The organism is Moorena sp. SIOASIH, from assembly GCF_010671925.1.
In the GTDB taxonomy this organism is placed as follows: domain Bacteria; phylum Cyanobacteriota; class Cyanobacteriia; order Cyanobacteriales; family Coleofasciculaceae; genus Moorena.
The window spans coordinates 127,064-149,395 of record NZ_JAAHIH010000004.1 but is presented as its reverse complement, the minus strand read 5'-3'; the positions used below and the strand labels follow the sequence as shown (position 1 = coordinate 149,395).

Genomic DNA, 22,332 nt, shown 5'->3' with positions numbered 1-22,332 from the left:
ATCTGAATAGTTACAAAGAATCAACCGGTTTTTGCCCACCCTACAAGCTTCTTAATTTTTGATAACTTTGTTGAAATTATGTAGGCAAATTTCAATCTAAATTGTAATCTACATTTTAATACATTTACCATTGAACAATCTTCAGGAAATTCGTTAAATGTATAAACTATCAGAGCTGTGTTGAAACAAGCGATCGCCCGCTCTAGATTCTCTGCTTTATGACCTTTTATTCGGAGATAGTAAGCAATACCGAGATTAGTTTGTGTAGTTGCCCAATCTTCGATAAATACGTCAGACATTCTGATTGTAAGAGCCTGTTGGTAACAAGCGATCGCTTCTTCTATGTTTTGTGCTTTCTCACCTTTGATTCGCTTACAGTAAGCAACACCGAGATTAGTTTGTGTCCTTGCCCAATCTTTGGGAAATGCTTCAAAGGTATAAACTTTCAGAGCTTCTTGCAAACAAGCGATCGCTTCTTCTATATTCTGTGCTTTCTCACCTTTGATTCGGTTACCGTAAGCAATACCGAGATTATATTGTGTCATTGCCCAATCTTCAGGAAAAGCCTCAAAGGTTCTGACGGTAAGAGCCTCTTGGAAACAAGCAATCGCCAGTTCAATATTATGTGCTTTTTTACCTTTAATTCGATTACGGAAAACAGCACCGAGATTATTATGTGTCTTTGCCCAAGCTTGGGGATAATCCTCAAAGGTATAAACTTTCACAGCTTGTTGATAACAAACGATCGCTTCTTCTATATTCTGTGCTTTTTCACCTTTGATTCTGCCAGAGTAAACAATACCGAGATTATATTTTGTATCTGCCCAATCTTGGGGAAAAGCATCAAAGGTATAAACTTTTAGAGCTTCTTGGTAACAAGCGATCGCTTGTTCAATATTCTGTGCTTTCTCACCTTTGATTCTGCCAGAGTAAGCAATACCAAGATTATTCTGTGTATCTGCCCAATCTTGGGGAAAAGCATCAAAGGTATAAACTTTTAGAGCTTCTTGGTAACAAGCGATCGCCAGTTCAATATTCTGTGCTTTTTTACCTTTGATTGCCTCACGGTAAGCATTGCCGAGATTATATCGTGTCCTTGCCCAATTTTGTTTAAATGCATCCAAGGTTCTTACTTTAAGAGCCTGTTGGTAAGAAGCGATTGCTTGTTCAATATTCTGTGCTTTATCACCTTTGATTCGGTCAGAGTAAGCAATACCGAGATTAGTTTGCGTCATTGCCCAAGCTTGGGGAAATGCCTCAAAGGTATAAACGGTAAGAGCCTGTTGGTAACAAGCGATCGCTTTTTCTAAATTCTCAGCTTTGTCGCCAACAATACGATTTATATAAACACCACCGAGATTATATAGAGTTTGCGCCCATTCTTGGGATAGAGTTTCCCGGGGACGTAATTGTAAAACAGTTTCTAATCCAGTAATAGCTATTTCTAAATTATTGGCACTTTTTCCTAAATTATATTGAGCAATATCAATACAAATACTTTCTACTATTCCGGCAATTGCTTCTTTTTCTTCAGGATTTAGGTCAGCACAAGTCTTAAGGAGCCACTGTTCTAAAATTTTGGCAAAAGAGTTATTTAATTTATCAGAATTAGATTCAACAACATCATGAATAGCTTGTAAATCACCATCATTTTCATACTCTAGTAAGAGTAGCTTTTTCAACAAATCATAATACTCGTCAGTACTATGAACTATATCTTGAGATACCTCCTGTGGTTTTTGCTGCTCAATATTAGCTTGAAAGGGAGTATAATATTGAAGCAAATCAATATCTTTATCTACAGGAAACTCGATTACTCCAGAACGCCAATCAAAAAAATCAGGAGCACGACGCACTAAATACTTTAAGGTATATTTCCTAACCGTAAACACTAAGCAGCAATTAAAATCATCTCTAAATCTTTCCCGTTGCCAATTGAGATGACCTAATAAGCTGGCTAAAGCCTCTCTTTGATACGCTTTTTTAGGATTTTCAAGGGTACGTTTAATATAATCGTCTAAGGCTAAAGACTTTTCAAGGCCACTAATCACTAAAATATCAATGGGATTGTCGTTAACCTTTTCCTCAATCAGATCATATAAATTATAAATAGAATGGTCTAGGGTTAAAACATCAACGGTTTTATCATTAATATCTTGTTTAATTTCTTCAATAATTCTTTTTTCTTGTACAGGAGTACACCGCACAAATAAAATCCCAAAGCCTTCACGCCAAGATAAATCGCGTTTTAACCTCAGATAAGATTCTTCTTCATCTGATCTAAATGTTGTTGAATTGGATGTCAGCATTTTATTTATTAGTTGTCAGCTATCAGCTATCAGCTATCAGCTATCAGCTATCAGCTATCAGCTATCAGTTATCAGTTATCAGTTATCAGCTATCGGTTGGCTATGGCAACGCTAATTTATGTGCTTATTATAAATAAAACAAGTAAGCATTTGTTTAATCGGAGTTATGGAAAGCTGACTACTGACCGCTGACTGCTGAATGCTCACTATTAGTTAAATCACGAAGAGCAGATTGAAACTCAGGTGTTCCTTCAATTACAGGGTGAACATCATACCAACGCACAGGATTACCTTCTCCATCAAACTCTCGATATTCCAACACACAACGACGGAATAGCAAACTACGATAGTCTTCATCATTAGGGATAGACTTGGAAAGAGAAACTTCAGCTAATTTTTGCCATTCTTCAGAACTAACCGCATTACGATAGGTGCTATCTCTGGCATCACTAACCGCCCGCCTCACTATTCTTGTAGTAATCGGGAAATCATCAATATAACGCATTACTGACTGCATTAATAGCATCAACTCTCGCACATGACCACCAGTCATAGAGCACAACTCAATCCGACTGTCTTGACTATCAAAGATTTGTGTATCAATATCAATCGTAGAGTCAACTAAGTGAACTCTTTTTTCAATAACTTCTTTTAATTTATCTAATCCTTGTGAATAGGGTTTGTTGTCACGGTTTTTTACCATAATCATTGGTAACACTTGAGGAGTAGCATAAATATTTCTTAACTCAGTCGCTTGACTGGAATAGGCTAAGGAAATTGGTACTGTATAAACTACGTGACAATTCAACGCTGTTAATTGACTGCTATAATCAAGAAATATTTCTTCGTGACTTGTTCTGTCATTCCCTTTTTCCAGGGGGATGATTCTATCTAAGTTATCTGCTATCACAACTATTTTGGATTGGTCGTTAGGTAATTTATGTTGAGCATCTTCAATAAATTCATTTAACGCTTCAATCAAAGATACACTATAATTATCAACCTGTTTTCTAATGGTTTCACGGCTACTAGGAATTCGTCTTAAACTTGTGGTCAATTTACTAAAAACCTGAATTTGAGCTTCAATACTTAATTTTTCAAATTCTACATCCGATAACGCCAAATCCTTTAATTCAGTGTAGCGAGACTGTAACCAATTTAATAAGGGATTAGGAGACGCATACTCTTTAAGTTTCTCTAAAATATTACGAGTACAAGCTAAAAGAATATCTGTATATTGAGCATCAATTTCATCAATATCCCCTTCTGTTGCTGGAAAATAAACCACAAAGCAGCCATCCTTCTTCAAATAATCTTCCAGACGCAATAACTCCGTTGATTTCCCCACACCCCGATGTCCAGTATAAAGTTGACAAGTCGCTTGGTCTGAAAAGAGGATAGTTTTACCAATTTTCCTAAAAATATCGTCATCTCCCCTGACTTCACTACAGTTAACATAAGCTGGATCGTTGGCAGGTAAGGGATAAAATGGTTGAAATTTATTGTAGATTTTTTTGATTAAGCTCATGGGGGTTGATGTGTATAAAGGGCTGATAATTTTTTTTAGGGAGCAGGGAGCAGGGGGCAGGGAGTAGGGAGTAGGGAGTAGGGAGTAGGGAGCAGGGAGACGGAGCTTTACACAAGTTAATACGGTGAGGTGTATTGTTGTCCAGGTACTTATTATACTACTGTAAGCTGCCCTGGATTTGCAAATTTTCCGCCACTATCGGAATTGAAAGGCAATAGGCCATAGGCCATAGGCAATAGGCATGTTTACAAACCAGATATAAACCCTAGATATATCTAAAAAAAACTGTCAAAAACCGATGCTTTTAAATAGCAATTACGCGAACAATCAAGTTATGTAATCGCATTTTTTTATTACTCCTATACCCCTCCCAAAAAAAACTTTTTAAAACCCTTGACAACTATTTTTATAATCATTACAATAATCATTGTAAACAAATTCAATTTGTGACCTATGTCAGAACTTACTCCAAACTCCAACAAACAACCCGTTAAGCACATCTTGAAGGGGTCTCGTAAAGCAGTACTTAACACTATGTACGCCCTTTATGCTCTGCGCTATGCGGAAATTTCCGAGTGGAGTCCTCTGCAGCCCACTGAGGTTCCAGGGGAATTCATTACTATCATGACCAAGTATTTGTCGTTGCCATAACACCTTAAATTTATGGGGGGTTTCCCCCCCTTGGCCAATCCCATCGGATCACGTCCGGATTGGTTTGGAAATTCACTGACATAGGTCATTTAAATAGCCGTGGATAGTATTTCTACGGCTATTTTTTTTGTAAGCGATCAGCGGTCAGCCGTCAGCGGTCAGCCGTCAGCTATATCATCTCAAAGGGATAATAAAATTACTAAAGGGTTTTTCATAGCTATCAGGTACACAGGATTTTTTACCTACTCCCTACTCCCTACTCCCTACTCCCTACTCCCTACTCCCTACTCCCTACTCCCGACTCCCTACTCCCTACTCCCGACTCCCGACTCCCGACTCCCTACTCCCGACTCCCTACTCCCTACTCCCTACTCCCTAGCCATTGCACTATTTCCTCAGGTAAGGGAATTTTGGTTCTAGTCATTGCATCAATACAAACGTGCTTGGTAATTGCCTTTGCCAGTAACTGTTGCGATGAGGAAGCTGTAACAACCTGATAAACAATTTCAAACTTACTTTCACTCAACTGCTCAGGCATCACGTGAATCAGCAGTGGATCCCCACAAAACATAGGACGCAAGAAATCCACACTGGCATGAACAATCGGAATTGCCACAGCGGGCTTAGTGAAAAAGGACTTGAGATTAATACCCGATGCATCTAGAGAAGTTTCATAGGCTTCATGGCAGATAGATAAAACATTAGCAAAATAGACCACACCAGCGGCATCGGTATCTGAAAACCGAACAGTGCGATTATAAGTAAAAGAGATCATACCAATTCACTTATCAGCTATCAGCTATCAGCTATCAGCTATCAGCTATCAGCTGAATGCTTACAAAGTTTCTGCCCATAGCGTAACCTCCTTGAGGTGCTATTGAATAAAATAAGCTGACGGCTGACGGCTGACGGCTGATGGCTGAATGCTTACACAAGTAACAATTAACAATTAACATGAATGGGATTAAAAAAAACTACCAAGCAGCAGTATATCTCAACACTGACCTCCAGGGGTCAGGATTCCCAATTCTGTGCCTTCACGGTCATCCCGGCTCAAGTCAGTGCCTTTCGGTTTTTACCCAACATCTATCCCAGAGGTTCTGGACTATCAGCCCTGATTTGCGAGGATATGGTAAAAGTCCAGCTGATCGGGATTTTCAGATGACCGACCACCTGATTGACTTGGAATCCCTTCTCGACTACTACCACATTGACCGCTTTTTGATACTAGGTTGGTCTTTAGGGGGAATTTTGGCAATGGAGCTTGCTCTGAAGCTACCTCAGAGAGTCTCGGGTTTAATTTTAATCGCTACAGCCGCTCGACCCTGGGGTAATCATCCCCCCATTAGTTGGCAGGATAATCTCTATACCGGCATCGCTTCTGCCTTAAATTGGTTACAACCAGGATGGCAGTGGAATATTGACACATTTGGTAAGCGATCGCTTTTTCGATACCTGATCCAACAACACACAACCAGCACCTACCAGTATCTTGCCAACCACACCATATCAGCCTATTTACAGACCTCCCAAGCCGCTACAGCAGCACTAAACGCTGCCATCAGGGCTGGGTATAACCGTTTGCCAGACTTAAACCAGATTCAATGTCCCTCCCTAGTCTTAGCAGGAGCTGCTGATCGCCATATTACCGCAGCATCAAGTCGAGAAACCGCTCAACATCTTAAGGATAGCCAATGGCAATGCTATGACAATACTGCTCACTTGTTTCCTTGGGAAATTCCCGATCAGGTGTTAAAAGATATCGACAGCTGGATTACTAATAATCCCCAAGTTTTCTGTCAGAATTAAGAATGTAGAATGTAGAATTAAGAATGTAGAATTAAGAATGTAGAATGTAGAATTAAGAATTGAGAATTAAGAATTGAGAATTGAGAATTGAGAATTGAGAATTGAGAATGTAGAATTGAGAATGTAGAATTGAGAATGTAGAATTAAGAATTAATTCAAAGCTGATAGCTGTTGGCGTAGCCTGCCCGTAGCGCATATTCTGACAATTCTAAATTCTTAATTGAAAGCTGAAAGCTGAAAGCTGATAGCTGATAGCTGATAGCTGATAGCTTACAATTCTTAATTCTTAATTCTTAATTCTTAATTCTTAATTCTTAATTCTTAATTCTTAATTCTTAATTCTTAATTCTAAATATGGTTAAGCATGATGACGAATATTGAAGTGCGTCCTGTTAAGAATAAACAAGAGTTAGAGGATATGTACCACCAGCGGTGGCTTGTGTTCAGAGCACCTCTGGGCATGGAGAAAGGAACAGAACAGGACCAGTACGAGAGTAGTGCTTTTCATATCGTTGCTGTTTGTAGTAATCAGGTAATTGGTTCAGCAAGATTAAGAGAATTGTCTCCGGGATTGGGAAGTATTGCCTACGTTGGACTATTACCTGAATTTCGTCACCAAGGCATCGGCACCAAACTGATCGAGACATTAATTGAAAAAGCCAAAGCAAACAATCTCAATGGTTTGAGAGTAATGACTAGAATTAATGCCCTAGGTTTCTATAGTCGCCTTGGTTTTATACCTGACGGTGAGCCATTTGACTATGTTGGCATCAGCCACCAATTCATGTATCTTAATATATCTAGCAAAGGGAGTAGGGAGTAGGGAGTAGGGAACAGGGAACAGGGAACAGGGAACAGGGAGTAGGGAGTAGGGAATAGGGAATAGGGAATAGGGTATCAAAAATTATCACAATTGACTTACGATACCTATAGCAATGACTAAGTAAATGACTAACACCAGTAACTCTATCTGTAAGGTGCGTTGATAACGCACCCTACTAGTTGAGCTGACGGCTGACGGCTGACGGCTGACTGCTGAATGCTTACCTCTTAGCTTGCCATCTGCGGTTGATAAACTGGAAGAATTTCCAGCAATTCCGAGTAAAGGCAGAGATTCTTGATAGTATATTTAACAAATACTGACTCTTTCTGAGCACCACAAGACCCTTTCAGCTGCAATGTCTTACTTTCATCTTTAACCAATTCAGCACGACAATGGTAAATCAAGCCATTAGGTTTTTCAAAGCTGATCTCAGCTTGAATAGAATCCTGATTCGCATCTTCCTTAATAATTGAACCACCAACTTTGTGCTTAAACCAATTCCATCCGTAGCGGAGGATAAGTTCCCTTTCCAATACCTGAATTTTATTCGGTAGAATACCCCAACCTCGATAAACTCGATTGAAGCATTCAATATCACCACTACGGATTAAAATTGATTTAAATGAATCTTGATCTAAGACACCGTAGTATCTTCCATCTGGGAAGTCAATCGCAGTGGGAGCAAACCGATGACCACCAAAGTGGCTGGCTTTCCAGAGTCTGACATTGGTTAAGGATAACTCATTAACAGTAGCTAAGGCTTTGGAGTAAAAAGGATTACCATACTTGCCGCAACACAGATCATGGCTACCGTGGGTGCAAACTAAAATGTCTCTAGTGTCACTGTCTTGTGTGACACAGTTTGGAGTTTCTCCAGCCAAGAATTGTTTGACAATCCCAGCTACCTCACCAAGATTAGTCACATCAAACTCTAGCTTGGTGTACCCTTTTAACCTTGCTTCGCCGTTGTGACTATAAATCAAAAGCTTAGTCTGATCTGCTTTTAGGGTTTTATTATTAGCAATGAGTAGGAATCTTACTGGCAGCTTACGCTGCTTAACCTCATCTACTAAACTCCTAAGATTCTCTGGAATATACTTAGAATCCATGGCATTACACAGCCACGGTTGGCGACATTCCACTAAAACATACACTTGGTAATTAGTACCACTACCGATAATATCTTCGGCTAACTGCTGTGAATGGTCAGAACAAAAAAAAGTGTTCATCGATTTTTCTCCTTAATTATCATTTAATAAACATTTAATAGCTATGATATACAGATAATTGGTTTCTTGATTCCCTATTCCCTGTTCCCTGTTCCCTGTTCCCTATTAGTTATACTCTGGTATCAACAAAAATTATTCCTTCAGTAACTAAGTGGGTTAAAAGAGGAGCAACATCAACCTCCCAATCGAAATCTGGTAACCATTTCATGACATCACTACCAGTAAAGGTCTCTCTGGTGAATAAATTTTTCACCAACGATTCAGTTACTCCTCCTAAAGCGATTTCTTTACCTGAAACGATAATTTTATAGCCATTGTCATCTGGCAGCTGTGAAATTTTGAGGCGTTTAAATTTGGGATTGCTAAACCTAGTCTCTACACCATTGGGAAATATATTAAATCCTGCTTGCGCAGGTAGAGAGTATCCAGCTAGTGGCTTGACTAAGCCATCAAGATAACGGTTATATCGTTCCTGGATATCACTGTTAGTAAGGTATTGTTTTAAATTTTGGATTAAGTTATCAAGATCTAATGGCTCAGCATCTAACCGCAGTGGTAAACTTTTACGCCAGGCTTCATTCTGCCTTAACTCACTAACCAACCAGTCTAAAAAATCCACACCAGTCTGGCAATGAATCCCTAGGGTTAAATGTAGTGACGGTTGATCTAGAGCAACAGCATAGTGCCAATGTCCACGGGGTATATACAACACATCACCAGGAGTAAGGGTACACTTCAAGTAAGGCTCCCCTTCCGGAGGTGTTTCAGAGGCTGATTTTTGCTCAGTCAACGGGTATTTTAAAGTATCGCTAAATACGTACCATTCCTTGTTTCCCTCTATTTGCAAGATAAAGACATCGTGAGTATCGTAGTGACAGGAAAATCCCTGTTTACTGGGCCATGAACAATAGGAATTGACTTGAGCACTATAGCCTAAATCTTGTCTAACTTCTGAGGTGAAGTTAGTAATTTCTGGTACTAGTTTATGTACCTTGTCAATGATTAGAGTTGCCCCTGACTGGCACCACTTGATTAGATTGGCGTTTTCCTTTTCCTCCAAAACTTTGCCATCTAAGGCTAAGCGCAGCTCCGGATACTTGAATTGATGGAAATTCAGCAGATCGGTGAGTTTTTGCCAGGAAAATAGCTCAGCAAACTTCTTTTCGTCCTCACTTGGGATAAATACTGCTTTACTCGTCCAATGGTATTCCAGGAATTTCTGCTCACTATAAGGCTTGAGGATTTTTGCGAGCACTGACATAACTATTTGAGAAATTTTAGCAACAAAAAAACTATACTAAGCAACTAGCTTGCACCAGAAATATAATTGAGAAGATTTCTCTAATTTCTGATACAAGCTCGGATTACTCCAAAACTATTAGCAACTAATTATTGCTAGCAATTCTGGGCTCATAAGCAATAGCTACCTGAGAAGGCCAGACCGTCTCAGGATTCCTCGCTTCTAAGATCACCACCGTCAGCGTCAGTATTTAGGCAAGATTCAGTAGTCTTACGGGGATTATTAGGAACGATTTCCTTGATTTCGAGTGTAATTTTGCTAACAGGGCGCTTTTCAGCAGTCAATCCTTTGATTTGCTCTAACATAATTTGTCTCCAACTAGTGTAGATTCACCCTTTTGCTGCTTAACCTTTAAGCTATTGCTCGAAAGGCTCAGTGATCGGGTATGTTCTATACACTTTAACTTAATGGCAAGGCCAAAGTCAATAATTGATAATAAATTTCGATAAAGTTTTCTAAGCCTATCCTAAGCCGATAAGCTAAGAGTTAGGCTTAGCTTGATCCGCTCTTATGCCTCACAAGGAACATGCTACGCCATGAGTGTGAGATGAATCGCGGACAGGAACTGTGTTGCATAGGTTGAAAAATGCTATAATGAAAATAGTAGGAAAAACAAATTAAGAGCTAACCGCCACCTACGTGCCTCAAAATTGAACTTTTTTGTATGGTTCCGGTGGGTCGGGGCATCCCGTATCTTTAATAAAGCTTGCCGTTCGCGTAGCGTGGCCAAAGGCCTTACGCGCCCCGCGTGGCCTACGGCCTTGTATCCTAACCAATGGGTGGAGTTGGCAAGAAGCCCACACTGACCTATTGGTTCAGTATGGGAGTATGTCACAGATGTTAAATCAATGTGATATAGTGCTCAAGCTTGCTATAGCAAGGCTTGAGCTAGTTAATTTAGCAATAATTATTATCAATTAACTCTAGAGAGTTAAGTGGACTATAGAGAATCAGCACTATGCTCTTGCCGAGATGGGGCTTCCAAACATGCCAGGATTTGATTGGTTGTAGAGAAGATGCGTTCGCGTAGCGGCTCTTTTGGAGCATCGCGTAGCGGCTCTTTTGGAGCATCGCGTAGCGTGGCCTACGGACATTCGCGTAGCGGCTCTTTTGGAGCATCGCATCGGGTGCATCTCATTTTTGAAAATTTTGCGTAGGGTGCGTTAGGGGGGCCTTCATTTTTCGCCTCGTAGTCAGGGTTATGTTGCTGCCCGTAACGCACCACCGTGTCAAACAGCTTTTAGGAGATGCACCCCATCGCATCTGCCCTAACAAAGATATAGTGAGTATTCTTGAAACAAGACACGAAGACCGGAATGAGGTGCTCAGCTGGTAAGCTGTCACAGCAATGTGGATAGACTCAGAAGTAGTAGAGGAATAACGAAGAAAACGCTTCCAATATATAGGAACGCTAAATACTTCCGCTCAGTGGCAACAGTAGCTAAGGTTTCTGCACCCAGGATTGGCATTTGTCTCAACACAGGAATGCTGTAGATGATCACAACTGCGAGGGTGTTGTAAAGTAGATGCACTGTAGCTATTTCTAGAGCAGGGATTGGGTTTTCCGTTATTCCGGTCGCCGCAAGTAAGGCAGTGATACAGGTTCCGATATTTGCGCCTAGGGTGAAGGGATAAATTTCTTGTAAACTCAATAAACCTGTACCAGCTAGGGGAACGATCAGGCTGGTGGTAGTCGAGGAAGATTGCACGATTACAGTGACTAGTGTCCCAGAAGCAATCCCAGCAATGGGACCGTTACCGATAGCAGTGTGCAACATCTCATTCGCTCGTCCTACCATTAGGGTTTTGAGCAGTTTGCCAATGAAGAAGATGGATAGGAAAATAACACTGATACCTAGGACAATCAGGGCAATACCATTAAATGGTTCTGGTAAAATGTTACTGACAGTTTTAATCCTATCAGTGACTGGAGCAGTGGCTAATTTTATCAGGTTAACGTTGTTTAAATTAATCGAGTTTTCCCCCACAACCAGGCTTGTTAAGAACAGACTAATCTTTTCCAGGAAGTGAGTGGTAATTTCCAAAGGTAGGAAGATAACGACACTAATCAGATTGAAGAAGTCGTGGATGGTTGCAGCAGCAAAAGCCTGTTTAAATTCGTCCTTATTTTGGATATGTCCTAAACTAACCAGTGTATTAGTAATGGTGGTGCCAATGTTAGCCCCCATCACCATAGGAACAGCCGTTGCCACTGGCAAACCACCAGCTACTAGACCCACAATAATCGAGGTTACTGTACTTGACGATTGGATTAAAGCAGTTGCTAGGGTACCGACAATTAAGCCAGCAAAGGGATTAGTAGCAAACTTGAACAATTCCTGGGCTTGCTCCCCAGTAGCTGACCTAAAGCCTGTACCAATTATCCCTACTGCCACAATCAGTAGGTAAACCAAAACCAGAATACCTACCCATTTGTAGAAGGTAACAACAAGCTTGTCTGAGTTTTGAACGCTTTCCATTACTCTGCTATAGTGTTTGTATTTGGGTTGTGAACATAGGATTGATAGCAAAAGGGAACAGGGAATAGGGAACAGGGAACAGTACTAATACCGAGTTGCATTCAAAGAGAGTAGATTGGTTGGATAGGGAGATAGGGAGATAGGGAGATAGGGAGATTGGGAGATAGGGAGATAGGGAGATTGGGAGATTGGGAGATTGGGAGATTGGGAGATAGGGAGATTGGGAGATTGGGAGATTGGCAGAAGAGAAAGTTGTAGGTTTTACCGCAACTTGGGATAAAGAGCTTGGATGTTTTTTTTGTGTTATGAAAAATCAGCAAAATTGTTCATTACCTATTTCAACTATATAGACTAGGTTATTCGGCAAATCCCACTTCAAAATTACCAAGTATAGCGTTTTCCATACTTATCAAGTACATATGATGTACACAGGATTTTTCCCTATTCCCTATTCCCTATTCCCTATTCCCTATTCCCTATTCCCTATTCCCTATTCCCTATTCCCTATTCCCTGTTCCCTAAAATTACCAAATTCAATCAAGGTAACCAAAAATTATGGAATAACATCTGACCAAACTCCCGTACAGTTTTGTTAATCTTCCGTGTGACTTGAATATGGAATTCATCAGCATCAACAGGAATAATCTTGGCGAGATTCCCCTGTCTAAACCGCCTAATTACCAAATTTGCTGCCTCTAAACCTGTAACATACGCCTTTTCCTGAGACCAAGAACCGTGGCGAGTGATAATCCAATCCCCGCTCATAAATACATTTTCAATACTAGTGGTTCGCTGCATCATATACTGATAGCTACCGGGAGCAAAGTGAGTCACCCCTTGGGGTACTCGAATCACACTACTGTCAATCAGATTTGCCTCTCGAAAACCCGAAACACAGGTGCCTAGGTCACGCTGAACTTTCTGGATAATTTGCTGATCACTTAGGGGTAGCAACTGGTTAGCATGGTAAAAGTCTGCTTCAATCACGCTACCAGGTTCATCCCGGTACTCATCATGCAAAGCATTAAGGTCAAAAAATGTCCAACCCGTGGTTGCATCAAACCCAAAACAAGCATTAGAGGGATGGCGAATCTCAACTTTGCGGTCAAACCATAACCTGGTTGATAGCACATCAATTCCCCCTAAATTCATCAGGTTGCGGAATTCCTTGCGGCTTTGGAGCATGGTGCTACTCTGAAGGATTTTCTTCATACCACTGACACTGACTGCAAAAATCACCGCGTCAGCCTCAAAGCATTCATCACCACACATTACCCCTTTGGCCTTGCCTGTGTGGTCTATAATAATGTCATTGACCCGTTTATTGGTAAGTACCTTTCCCCCGGCTTTCTCAATCTGTTCCACCCAGGGTTTAAATATCATCTGTGCTACCGTTCCTCGGCACCAGACCACATCAAAGTCCGGTTGGTGAGCCAAAATGAAGTAATACAGCATTCCTAGGGCTGCTGCGGCTGAACATTGCTCTCCTGGAGCAAATAAACCCACTAACAGCATTGGCTCAAAGGAATCCTTGTACAGTCGTGCCGAAACCCCAAACTGTTTAAATAATTCACGGGCGGTTACCGAGTCATACCTAGCCCACGCCTGGTGGGAATTATCGAAGTCAATAACGGCATAGAGCAGGGGTAAGGCAGAGAGTCGATCAATCAGGGGTAACCGTTTGAAGTCCGTGTATAGGAAGGTTCCTAGAGGGGTGGGAAGTCGTGGTTCATTTTGAAAGATCGGGGATTCGACTTCTAATCCAGCAGGAGAATACTGGGAAGAACGGGTGAAAGGAGTGAAAGGATTGAGTCGGAGTTCCTTTACCAGCTTGAAAATGTTGTGATAAGGATACCAGAAACCATGAATTCCCCCTTCTACAGAACGTCCACCCGCTGTTTTCCATCCTGCCACTAAACCACCGGGATAGGAACTTGCTTCTAGGAGAGTGACATCGTAACCTTGTTTGGCTAAGTGGTGAGTTGCGCCTAAGCCTGCCCATCCAGCACCGACTACAACTACTCGTTTTCTTTCTGAGATTTCTGACATTGACCTTTTCTTGAGTCTATTTACCAAAAATTTTGGGTCTAAAGCCCCGTCCTTCTAGGACGGCTTTTCTTGGAATTTGAATTAAAAATTGTCGCTAGGTATGATAACATAAAAACATATCGTTCGCGTAGCGTCGGCTTGGCCGTAGGCCACGCCAAAGGCGAACGCCGAAGGAGGTCGAAATTCGTTCCCGTAGCGTGACCAAAGGTCAATGATCATTATAGAGTTCAAGGTATATGGCAAGAAGCACCAATATTCAGCTATTGAGGAAGCCATTCGGACGGTCAAGTTTATCCGAAATAGTTGCATTCGTCTATGGATGGACAATAAAGGAACAGGGAAGTACGATCTTAGTAAATATTGCAAGATATTGGCCAAGGAATTCCCTTTTGCTAATGAATTGAACTCTAGTGCCCGACAGGCTGCTTCTGAGCGAGCATGGTCATCGATTGCGAAATTCTACGACAATTGCAAAAAAAAGGTACCAGGAAAGAAGGGTTTTCCAAGATTTAAAAAACATTGTCGATCAGTTGAATATAAGCAGTCAGGATGGAAATTATCTCCCGACAAAAAATCGATTGTATTCACTGACAAAAAAGGGATTGGAAAACTCAAGCTCAAAGGTACATGGGACTTGTGGCGTTTCGACAAGAAACAAATCAAACGAGTTCGCATAGTCAAAAGGGCTGACGGCTACTATGTTCAGTTCTGCGTCTCAGTTGATTGCAACGAGGAAATAGAACCGTCAAGAAGAACCATCGGGTTAGATGTAGGACTAAAAGAGTTTTATACTGATTCCGATGGAAATACAGAGCCCAATCCCCGTTTTTATAGGACTGGGGAGAAGAGGCTAAAGTTTTATCAACGCCGAGTTTCTCGGAAGAAAAAAGGCTCAGCTAACCGTAGGAAAGCCGTTAATAGACTAGGCAGGCATCACCTCAAAATAAGTAGGCAACGTGAAGAACACGCCAAGAGACTGGCGCGTTGCGTAATCCGGTCTAACGACCTGGTCGCCTACGAAGATTTGAGGGTCAGAAATCTGGTTAAAAATCATTGTCTGGCTAAGTCTATTAGTGACGCAGGTTGGTATCAGTTTCGGAAGTGGTTAGAACACTTTGGTAAAAAGTTTGGCAGGGTCACTGTTGCAGTAAACCCCGCCTACACAAGCCAAAACTGCTCTGAATGCGACGAAGTGGTCAAGAAGTCGTTATCAACCAGGACTCATGTCTGTAAATGTGGTTGCAGACTTGATCGCGATCACAATGCCGCAGTAAACATCCTCAATAGAGCCTTGGGTACGGTGGGGCACACCGGAACCTGGATCATTGATCCAAACGCTGGGGGAGATTTGACCTCTGTTCTTCTTGATTCCGGTCAGGTTGAGTAAGTCGAGTCGTTGATCCAAGAATCCCCGTTCTTATAGGACGGGGAGTGTCAAAGGATGGCACAAGTATGAAGTTATGTTAAGGTAATTCTGTGATCGGTCATGGGATGCTCCAAAAGAGCCGCTATGGGATGCTCCAAAAGAGCCGCTACGCGATTGGCCTACGGCCACGCGGGGCGCGTTCGCATTCGCACAATCCTAAATACAGCAGTGGCTATTACCCATTACCCATTCCCCTCCAAAAAAAAAAGCGGCTGCAACCATTGCTACAACCGCCACTGTACATCAACTGGGAGGAAATCCTAGAGGCATATGTCAAAAACTGTCCAAGATGTTTGACAAGCTCTAGTAAAGCTACGTTACTTACTTACTACAAGGTGTCTTCCAGGGATTCCCGAAAATTTGATCAAAAATTTGATCAAAAATTTCTGGCAATTGGGAAACATCACTGCTTGCCTTAGGTGTTAGGTGTTAGGTGTTAGGTATTAGATTTTAAGTAAGCATTCAGCTATCAGCTATCAGCGGTCAGCGATTAGCGCTACAGATGGTGCTACAGATGGTGCTTTTGAATAAAAGAGGTTTAATCTGAATTAAATTCTCCCGAACGCGCCCCGCGTGGCCATAGGCCAATGGCTGACCACTGACGGCATTAGGCATTAGGCTGAATGCTTACGATTTTAGATTTTAGGTGTTAGGTCTTACCAATTAAATTTAGATGTTATATTTAAAACACCAAACAATTATTTATTAATATCTAATATTAAATATTAGATATTAAATATTAGATATTAAATATTAGATAGTTAAGCCTAGTTTCTAGTCCCTAGTGATTAACACATAATACTTACACTGTCAACAGCTCAATAGTGGGTTAGTCTTTACCACAACTCCGAGTATCCTGGAGTAGTTCAGATTACATACCTGAGGCTGACCCTGCATAACATATACATACTTGTTTGAAAATAGTATTTTCGGAGAAAGGCAATATCAGCAAAGGCGGAGCGATCGCATTATGACTCAACTCTATGAGCAGCTCAACCAGCTAGTGACGGCAGCATGTAGTCATCCACCTGGAAGCGCTCAGCGTCAAAAAAACTTAACAAAAATTATTCGTTTAGTCACTAAGAAACTTTGGCTTGAACATACTCCCTACTATCAAGACGCACTCCAACAAACCTGGATTTACTTTTGCCAGAATATTTGCGAAGGCAAAACCGGTAATCCCTACGACTCTAGCCGTGGCAGTGTGGTCACTTGGCTCAATTTCTACTTGAAGAAACGACTCCAAGACTTTCGCATCAATACCATAGGACAAAATAAGAGAGTATCTTCTAGCAAGGGTCAAAATGGTGAAAACCTTGACCCGCTCAATAGTGTGGCAGCTCCACCCGAAGTGCCTACCTTACTCGAAGATGTTAGGGAATGGGTGGAAACGGCGGCTGTTGATAGTGATCTACGCACTACCCATATTAAAGGTCATCCAGAGGTCACCTGCCAAGTCTTAATTTTGCGGCGCTTGCCTCCAGAAACTAGCTGGAAAACCCTATCAGAAGAGTTTAATGTATCAATTTCTACATTAAGTAGCTTTTATCAGCGACAATGTTTGCCCCGTTTGCGTAAATTTGGAGAATCGGAGGGATATCTATAATAGGAGCTTAAAAATACTTACCTTAACATTAACCAGCTTCAAGGTGTTCACATCAGTACAGAAACACAATTCCTATGACCTACAACACCCATAACCTAGAACAATTTGCCCTTCCTCTGCCCATTACTCACAATGCACGCAGGAGTGCTGAGCAATTTGCTAGGCAGCAGCCTACCCCTGAAAAAGCTCAGCAAGTTCGACTCAACACCTTGGCTGTGTTGGTTGTCAATGATTACATGCAAATGATGGGGATGGCTACAGATTTAAAAGCCTCAGACAGCTGGAACCCTATCATGCGCCTGTTAGCTAATGTGGCAGACTTGGAAGTATCCGGTATCGGTCGTATCGAATGCCGACCGATCAAAGTCCAAGATTCCGTCTGCCATATTCCCCCCGAAGTTTGGTGTGATCGGATTGGCTATGTAGTTGTTCAGATTGATGAACGATCGTCGGAGGGAACAGTGTTGGGATTTACTCCAACTGCTGATACCGAAGAGTTACCCCTGAGCCAACTACGACCTGTTGATGATTTAATCGATCAGTTCCATCAACCCATACCACAACCCATACCACCGGTAGTCGAGAGAACAAGGGTAAACTTGAGTCAATGGTTAAACAATGTGGTTGAAACTGGTTGGCAAACTCTCGAAAGCTTGGAAAACTTGTTAAACCCACCCGAACCAATTTTCGCTTTCCGCTCTTCTGGTCTAGAGTCAACTGAGGCGTTACCCCTAGAGGAAAATCTTGATGTGGGGATTAGGCGGGCTAAGTTGATCGACTTAGGGCTATTGCTAGCTGGTTCCACCGTGGCTTTGGTAGTGGAACTTGTCCCAGAATCTGAACTCAAGCAAAATATTCGCCTCAAGGTATATCCCACCGGCAGTAAAATCTATTTGCCTCCCAACCTCACCCTCACTGTGCTGGATGCATCGGGAACAGTTTTTCTTGAAGCCCAAGCCAGACAAATCGATAATTACATTCAATTGCAGTTCAGTGGTGTACCAGGAGAGCAATTTAGTGTCGAAGTTGCTCTTGGCGATGCCAGGATTATTGAGGATTTTGCCATCTGATTCCGTAGCGTGGCCTAGGGCCAATCTAGGAATTGCTGAATTTAGCCATCGACACACCACCGAAAGCATTATAATTCAAAGTCCTTCGGGGATAGATCGGTTATCTGGTGTCTTTGTTGATATCAGTTTTGATATCAGTCAGTGGTCAATCCTAAGGCACCGATACACCCTTTATAAACCTCTATAAACCTCTATAAATAGGTAAAATGAGGGGACAAATCACATCTGCAACACAAGTGATCCATGACCAATGACCAATAAAACACGCAGCATTGGTAAATTAGTTGTCTTAAAGATAGGAGATGGTTCCTTTGACCAAGGGTTTCCAGTCACTTTACAGATTTGGGAAGAGGGCAAAAGCCCCTCCTTGGAAATCACTGGCAGGCTACCTCCTGCTCCTGAAATTCTGCAATCGTGCCAAAGTTGGACAACGAGTTATCACAGTTTGGGGTTACCTTCCCGTCTAGAAGCATCAGTGGTACAAGTGACGAATGTATCTAAACTGGAACGGTGCTACAATGCTGCCCAAGTCTTAGGCGATCGCTTAAATGCTTGGCTATACTCAGAGCCATTTCGACCGATTAAGGAGAAATTACTCGAACAACTATTACCCTCCGATGAAATTCGTCTAATTATTCAAACCGAGAACAGTTCTTTACGGCGACTGCCCTGGCATCTGTGGGATGTTTGGGAACGCTATTCCAAGGCAGAAATTGCTTTAAGTGCCTTAAAGTATGAACCAGTCAAGGGAAATCCCAAGGCTCACCAGAAGGTGAGAATTTTAGCAATTATTGGAAATAGTATTGGTATTGATACCGAAGCGGATCAGAAGTTGCTAGAGCAATTACCTGATGCTCAGATCAAGTTTCTCATAGAACCCAAGCGCCAGCAAGTCCAGCAAGCCCTTTGGGAGCAATGCTGGGATATCCTCTTTTTTGCTGGTCATAGTTCCAGTAAAAACGATCGGAACACGGGTCACATTTATATTAATAAAACCGATAGTTTAACCATTAATCAGTTAAAGTTTGGCTTAAAAAGATCAATTGAAAAAGGCTTAAAAATCGCTATTTTTAATTCTTGTGATGGCTTGGGTTTAGCCTCGAATCTGGCTAATTTACAGATTCCCCAAATTATTGTCATGCGAGAACCGGTACCCGACCGGGTTTCACAGGAATTTTTGAAATATTTTTTAACCGCTTTTGCTAGGGGGCAGTCCTTCTATTTAGCAGTGCGGGAAGCTAGGGAACGATTACAAGGGATAGAAGATGAGTTTCCTTGTGCAACTTGGTTACCGATAATTTGTCAGAATCCCGCCGCCCCGCCACCGACTTGGAAAGGGTTGATGATGGACAACCCTGTAGCACCTCCACCTCTACCTATACCTATACCTCCACCTCGACTCCCTAAGCTGAGCTTCATCAAGGTATTAGTGACCAGTTTGGTAATTACATGCTTCTTGATAGTTATACAGCAGCTCGGTTTACTCCAAGGTTTGGAGTTGAAAGCCTTCGACCACCTGATCAATAGAAGACCAGCGGAGTTTCCCGATTCCCGTCTTATAGTGGTAGAGGTTACTGAAGAAGATATTAAAGATCAGCAGTCGGATTTAAGACCAGGTACCTCCTTATCAGACCGATCACTCAAACAACTGTTAGAAATACTTAATTCCTCTCAAGCCAAAGTAATTGGCCTAGATATTCATCGTGATTTTCCTGTAGCCCCAGACTACCAAGATTTGGGAACGCTCCTAGAGCAAAGCGAGAATTTGGTTACGGTGTGCAAAGCCAGTAACGAAGATGACCCAGGAATTTCACCGCCCCCAGAAGTTCCGAAACAAAACTTGGGCTTTAGTGATGTTGTAGGTGACCCAGACGGGGTTATCCGTCGCCATCTGTTGGCCTTTAACCCTGATCCCACATCAGATTGTAGTGCTTCCTATGCTCTGAGTACCCAATTGGCAATGCGGTATCTACTGGCCAAGGAAATCTCTCCCACATACACAGATCAAGGATACTTACAGCTAGGTGATGTAGTCTTTACACCCTTAACCAATCATACTGGCGGTTATCATAAACTGGATGCCTGGGGACACCAAATCATGCTGAATTACCGTTTTCACAAATCTCCAGAAGATTTTGTGGGCCAAGTCACTCTCTCTCAAGTTCTAAACGGTAAGATCGATCGTGATTCCTTCAAGGGAAGAATTGTTCTGATTGGTGTTACTGCTCCCAGCCGTGAGGATTATTTTTTTACACCTTATAGTAAAGGTAATACAATAGATGATCAAACACCAGGAGTAGTTCTCCATGCCCACATGGTAAGTCAGATTATAAGTGCTGTTTTAGATCAGCGACCCCTGATACGGGATTGGCCTGCATGGCGTGAAGTAGTGTGGATTTGGGGTTGGTGCCTAACGGCTGGTCTGGTGTGTTGGCGCTGTAAATCCGACCTACGTTTGGGTGTTTTGCTGTTGGCTCTATCGATTCTCTACGGGTCCTGCTTAGGTCTTTTGAAACAAGGGTATTGGGTACCATTAGTCCCCTCAGCATTGGCTGTGGTGGTTATTGGTGGTTTTATTGTTCTCTATGATCAACCCTCACCACATCCTCTAAAATCGGTCAAGTAATCTCAGAATTGAGAATTAAGAATTGAGAATTGAGAATTGAGAATTAAGAATGAATTAAGAATTAAGAATTAAGAATTGAGAATTGAGAATTAAGAATTAAGAATTAAGAATTAAGAATTAAGAATTAAGAATTAAGAATTAAGAATTAAGAATTAAGAATTAAGAATTAAGAATTAAGAATTAAGAATTTATATCATGTCCGGATAATTAGTTATAAAAAACCATTACCCTTGAAACCTTAGTCAGTCGTTAGTAAGCCTGTTTCTGATATTAATCAGGTACATTCAAGTTTTTTACCCCGACTCCCGACTCCCGACTCCCGACTCCCGACTCCCGACTCCCCGACTCCCGACTCCCTACTGCTATGGAACTGCAAGCATTACCTGTCACCTACACTGATATAGAAGCCGCCGCTAAACGCCTATCGGGCAATGCCCATCAAACCCCAGTCCATACCTCCAGAACTGTCAACCAGCTCACCAACGCTCAAGTCTTCTTTAAATGCGAAAACTTCCAACGTATTGGTGCCTTTAAGTTTCGAGGGGCTTATAACGCTCTGTCACAACTATCTGAAGCACAAAAACAGCGAGGGGTTCTCACCTTTTCTTCTGGTAATCATGGACAAGCGATCGCATTATCTGGGACCCTCCTCGGTATCCCCACCACTGTAGTGATGCCCAAAGATGCCCCAGCTGTCAAGCAAGCCGCTACCCGTGGCTATGGTGCTGAAGTAATTTTATATGATCGCGCTGAATTGAGAAGGGAAGCATTAGCGGAAGAGTTATCACGCGATCGCAAACTCACCATCATTCCTCCCTACGATCACCCCCACATTATTGCTGGACAGGGTACTACGGCCAAAGAACTCCTAGAACAAGTCGGTCCACTGGATCTGTTACTGGTGTGTTGTGGTGGTGGTGGCTTACTCTCAGGATGTGCGATCGCAACCAAAACCCTATATCCTAATTGCCGTGTGATTGGTGTAGAACCAGCACAGGCCGATGATGCCACCCGTTCTTTCCATAGCAAAATCCTCCAAACTGTTGACAATCCCAACACCATTGCTGACGGAGCCAGAACTCCCAGCCTCGGCAAACTTACCTTTCCCCTAGTCCTTAATTACGTTGATGACATGGTAACTGTATCGGAAGCTGCGATTATCCGTACCATGTTTTTCCTCTGGGAACGGCTAAAAATTGTAGTTGAGCCCACTGGTGCCTTAGCTGCTGCTGCCCTACTTGAAGGGATTATTAAAATGCCCAATGCTCGGATTGGTGTCATTATCAGTGGTGGCAATGTGGATTTAAAGCAAATTGCTAAATTGACTAGCCAATAGCTATTATATCATGTTGGTTGAAAACTTATAAAAGTAGGTAATAGGGAACAGGGAACAGGGAACAGGGAACAGGGGATGAGGAGGGAGATT

The 22,332-nt window shown here is 42.0% G+C and carries 21 protein-coding genes; 11 read left to right on the top strand and 10 right to left on the bottom strand.

The genetic code is table 11. The features are described from left to right. Positions 1 to 20: 20 nt before the first annotated feature. From F6J90_RS21990 to F6J90_RS21980, 3 genes are all read right to left on the bottom strand, one after another. Positions 21 to 2,309, bottom strand: a complete 2,289-nt coding sequence (locus tag F6J90_RS21990) for a tetratricopeptide repeat protein (protein WP_293098241.1) — start codon at positions 2,307 to 2,309, stop codon at positions 21 to 23. A 178-nt stretch (positions 2,310 to 2,487) separates the two neighbouring features. Beyond that, entirely contained in the window at positions 2,488 to 3,837 is a 1,350-nt protein-coding gene (locus F6J90_RS21985; protein ID WP_293098239.1) for a P-loop NTPase fold protein, read from the bottom strand. Further along, the gene (locus tag F6J90_RS21980; protein ID WP_293098236.1) at positions 3,809 to 3,952 is read right to left on the bottom strand and encodes a hypothetical protein; all 144 of its coding nucleotides are present in this window, start codon (positions 3,950 to 3,952) and stop codon (positions 3,809 to 3,811) included. Before F6J90_RS21980 ends, F6J90_RS21985 begins: the two co-directional genes overlap by 29 nt. Positions 3,953 to 4,290: 338 nt before the next feature. On the opposite strand from F6J90_RS21980, the gene F6J90_RS21975 reads away from it, so the two are divergent. Next, on the top strand, positions 4,291 to 4,488 hold the full coding sequence (locus F6J90_RS21975; protein WP_293098233.1) for a hypothetical protein: 198 nt from the start codon (positions 4,291 to 4,293) through the stop codon (positions 4,486 to 4,488). 99 nt (positions 4,489 to 4,587) lie between these two features. Further along, positions 4,588 to 4,908 (top strand): hypothetical protein, encoded by a 321-nt coding sequence (locus F6J90_RS21970; RefSeq protein WP_293098230.1) that lies wholly within the window; start codon positions 4,588 to 4,590, stop codon positions 4,906 to 4,908. Here the strand turns inward: F6J90_RS21970 and F6J90_RS21965 are convergent. Further along, a complete protein-coding gene (locus F6J90_RS21965; RefSeq protein ID WP_366513816.1) occupies positions 4,850 to 5,263 on the bottom strand; it encodes a thioesterase family protein in 414 nt (137 codons plus the stop codon). The two genes, F6J90_RS21970 and F6J90_RS21965, sit on opposite strands and share 59 nt — an antisense overlap. A gap of 179 nt (positions 5,264 to 5,442) precedes the next feature. On the opposite strand from F6J90_RS21965, the gene F6J90_RS21960 reads away from it, so the two are divergent. Together F6J90_RS21960 and F6J90_RS21955 are read left to right on the top strand one after the other, a co-directional pair. Beyond that, on the top strand, positions 5,443 to 6,297 hold the full coding sequence (locus tag F6J90_RS21960; protein ID WP_293098227.1) for an alpha/beta hydrolase: 855 nt from the start codon (positions 5,443 to 5,445) through the stop codon (positions 6,295 to 6,297). A gap of 364 nt (positions 6,298 to 6,661) precedes the next feature. After that, complete coding sequence (locus tag F6J90_RS21955; RefSeq protein WP_293098224.1) at positions 6,662 to 7,120, top strand: GNAT family N-acetyltransferase; 459 nt, start codon at positions 6,662 to 6,664, stop codon at positions 7,118 to 7,120. Between the two features lie 227 nt (positions 7,121 to 7,347). Here F6J90_RS21955 and F6J90_RS21950 read toward each other — a convergent pair whose 3' ends face one another. The 5 genes from F6J90_RS21950 to F6J90_RS21930 all read right to left on the bottom strand — a co-directional run bounded on the left by F6J90_RS21950 (position 7,348) and on the right by F6J90_RS21930 (position 12,129). Then, entirely contained in the window at positions 7,348 to 8,349 is a 1,002-nt protein-coding gene (locus F6J90_RS21950) for a sucrase ferredoxin (RefSeq protein ID WP_293098221.1), read from the bottom strand. 109 nt (positions 8,350 to 8,458) lie between these two features. Beyond that, positions 8,459 to 9,610, bottom strand: coding sequence for a cupin domain-containing protein (locus tag F6J90_RS21945; protein WP_293098218.1), 1,152 nt, complete (start codon positions 9,608 to 9,610; stop codon positions 8,459 to 8,461). 185 nt (positions 9,611 to 9,795) lie between these two features. Then, the gene (locus F6J90_RS21940; RefSeq protein WP_293098215.1) at positions 9,796 to 9,954 is read right to left on the bottom strand and encodes a hypothetical protein; all 159 of its coding nucleotides are present in this window, start codon (positions 9,952 to 9,954) and stop codon (positions 9,796 to 9,798) included. 592 nt (positions 9,955 to 10,546) lie between these two features. Beyond that, positions 10,547 to 10,768 carry a hypothetical protein gene (locus tag F6J90_RS21935; protein ID WP_293098212.1) on the bottom strand — a complete coding sequence of 74 codons (222 nt, stop codon included), beginning with the start codon at positions 10,766 to 10,768 and terminating at the stop codon, positions 10,547 to 10,549. A gap of 221 nt (positions 10,769 to 10,989) precedes the next feature. Continuing rightward, a complete protein-coding gene (locus tag F6J90_RS21930; RefSeq protein WP_293098209.1) occupies positions 10,990 to 12,129 on the bottom strand; it encodes a Na/Pi symporter in 1,140 nt (379 codons plus the stop codon). Between the two features lie 419 nt (positions 12,130 to 12,548). Here F6J90_RS21930 and F6J90_RS21925 point away from each other — a divergent pair, with 419 nt between their 5' ends. After that, on the top strand, positions 12,549 to 12,725 hold the full coding sequence (locus F6J90_RS21925) for a hypothetical protein (protein WP_293098206.1): 177 nt from the start codon (positions 12,549 to 12,551) through the stop codon (positions 12,723 to 12,725). Here the strand turns inward: F6J90_RS21925 and F6J90_RS21920 are convergent. Further along, positions 12,667 to 14,178 carry an FAD-dependent oxidoreductase gene (locus F6J90_RS21920; protein ID WP_293098203.1) on the bottom strand — a complete coding sequence of 504 codons (1,512 nt, stop codon included), beginning with the start codon at positions 14,176 to 14,178 and terminating at the stop codon, positions 12,667 to 12,669. The two genes, F6J90_RS21925 and F6J90_RS21920, sit on opposite strands and share 59 nt — an antisense overlap. A gap of 211 nt (positions 14,179 to 14,389) precedes the next feature. Between F6J90_RS21920 and F6J90_RS21915 the strand changes: the two genes are divergently transcribed. The 6 genes from F6J90_RS21915 (at position 14,390) to F6J90_RS21890 (ending at position 22,242) form a co-directional block, all read left to right on the top strand. Continuing rightward, positions 14,390 to 15,565, top strand: a complete 1,176-nt coding sequence (locus F6J90_RS21915; RefSeq protein ID WP_293098200.1) for a transposase — start codon at positions 14,390 to 14,392, stop codon at positions 15,563 to 15,565. A 104-nt stretch (positions 15,566 to 15,669) separates the two neighbouring features. Then, on the top strand, positions 15,670 to 16,023 hold the full coding sequence (locus tag F6J90_RS21910; protein ID WP_293098198.1) for a hypothetical protein: 354 nt from the start codon (positions 15,670 to 15,672) through the stop codon (positions 16,021 to 16,023). A gap of 491 nt (positions 16,024 to 16,514) precedes the next feature. Next, positions 16,515 to 17,210 (top strand): sigma-70 family RNA polymerase sigma factor, encoded by a 696-nt coding sequence (locus F6J90_RS21905; RefSeq protein WP_366513815.1) that lies wholly within the window; start codon positions 16,515 to 16,517, stop codon positions 17,208 to 17,210. A 74-nt stretch (positions 17,211 to 17,284) separates the two neighbouring features. Next, a complete protein-coding gene (locus F6J90_RS21900) occupies positions 17,285 to 18,280 on the top strand; it encodes a DUF1822 family protein (RefSeq protein ID WP_293098196.1) in 996 nt (331 codons plus the stop codon). Positions 18,281 to 18,530: 250 nt separating this feature from the next. After that, a complete protein-coding gene (locus F6J90_RS21895) occupies positions 18,531 to 20,906 on the top strand; it encodes a CHASE2 domain-containing protein (protein WP_293098195.1) in 2,376 nt (791 codons plus the stop codon). A gap of 364 nt (positions 20,907 to 21,270) precedes the next feature. Beyond that, positions 21,271 to 22,242: a threo-3-hydroxy-L-aspartate ammonia-lyase gene (locus tag F6J90_RS21890; protein WP_293098193.1), complete on the top strand. Its 972-nt coding sequence runs from the start codon at positions 21,271 to 21,273 to the stop codon at positions 22,240 to 22,242. Positions 22,243 to 22,332 lie beyond the last annotated feature (90 nt).

Coding starts and splice junctions, on each gene's coding strand:
- F6J90_RS21955 (WP_293098224.1), top strand. CDS start 6,662: ATGATGACGAATATTGAAGTGCGTCCTGTTAAGAATAAACAAGAGTTA.
- F6J90_RS21900 (WP_293098196.1), top strand. CDS start 17,285: ATGACCTACAACACCCATAACCTAGAACAATTTGCCCTTCCTCTGCCC.
- F6J90_RS21975 (WP_293098233.1), top strand. CDS start 4,291: ATGTCAGAACTTACTCCAAACTCCAACAAACAACCCGTTAAGCACATC.
- F6J90_RS21910 (WP_293098198.1), top strand. CDS start 15,670: ATGCTCCAAAAGAGCCGCTATGGGATGCTCCAAAAGAGCCGCTACGCG.
- F6J90_RS21965 (WP_366513816.1), bottom strand. CDS start 5,263: ATGATCTCTTTTACTTATAATCGCACTGTTCGGTTTTCAGATACCGAT.
- F6J90_RS21895 (WP_293098195.1), top strand. CDS start 18,531: ATGACCAATAAAACACGCAGCATTGGTAAATTAGTTGTCTTAAAGATA.
- F6J90_RS21990 (WP_293098241.1), bottom strand. CDS start 2,309: ATGCTGACATCCAATTCAACAACATTTAGATCAGATGAAGAAGAATCT.
- F6J90_RS21960 (WP_293098227.1), top strand. CDS start 5,443: ATGAATGGGATTAAAAAAAACTACCAAGCAGCAGTATATCTCAACACT.
- F6J90_RS21985 (WP_293098239.1), bottom strand. CDS start 3,837: ATGAGCTTAATCAAAAAAATCTACAATAAATTTCAACCATTTTATCCC.
- F6J90_RS21950 (WP_293098221.1), bottom strand. CDS start 8,349: ATGAACACTTTTTTTTGTTCTGACCATTCACAGCAGTTAGCCGAAGAT.
- F6J90_RS21935 (WP_293098212.1), bottom strand. CDS start 10,768: ATGCTCCAAAAGAGCCGCTACGCGAATGTCCGTAGGCCACGCTACGCG.
- F6J90_RS21930 (WP_293098209.1), bottom strand. CDS start 12,129: ATGGAAAGCGTTCAAAACTCAGACAAGCTTGTTGTTACCTTCTACAAA.
- F6J90_RS21920 (WP_293098203.1), bottom strand. CDS start 14,178: ATGTCAGAAATCTCAGAAAGAAAACGAGTAGTTGTAGTCGGTGCTGGA.
- F6J90_RS21945 (WP_293098218.1), bottom strand. CDS start 9,610: ATGTCAGTGCTCGCAAAAATCCTCAAGCCTTATAGTGAGCAGAAATTC.
- F6J90_RS21890 (WP_293098193.1), top strand. CDS start 21,271: ATGGAACTGCAAGCATTACCTGTCACCTACACTGATATAGAAGCCGCC.
- F6J90_RS21915 (WP_293098200.1), top strand. CDS start 14,390: ATGATCATTATAGAGTTCAAGGTATATGGCAAGAAGCACCAATATTCA.
- F6J90_RS21940 (WP_293098215.1), bottom strand. CDS start 9,954: ATGTTAGAGCAAATCAAAGGATTGACTGCTGAAAAGCGCCCTGTTAGC.
- F6J90_RS21925 (WP_293098206.1), top strand. CDS start 12,549: ATGATGTACACAGGATTTTTCCCTATTCCCTATTCCCTATTCCCTATT.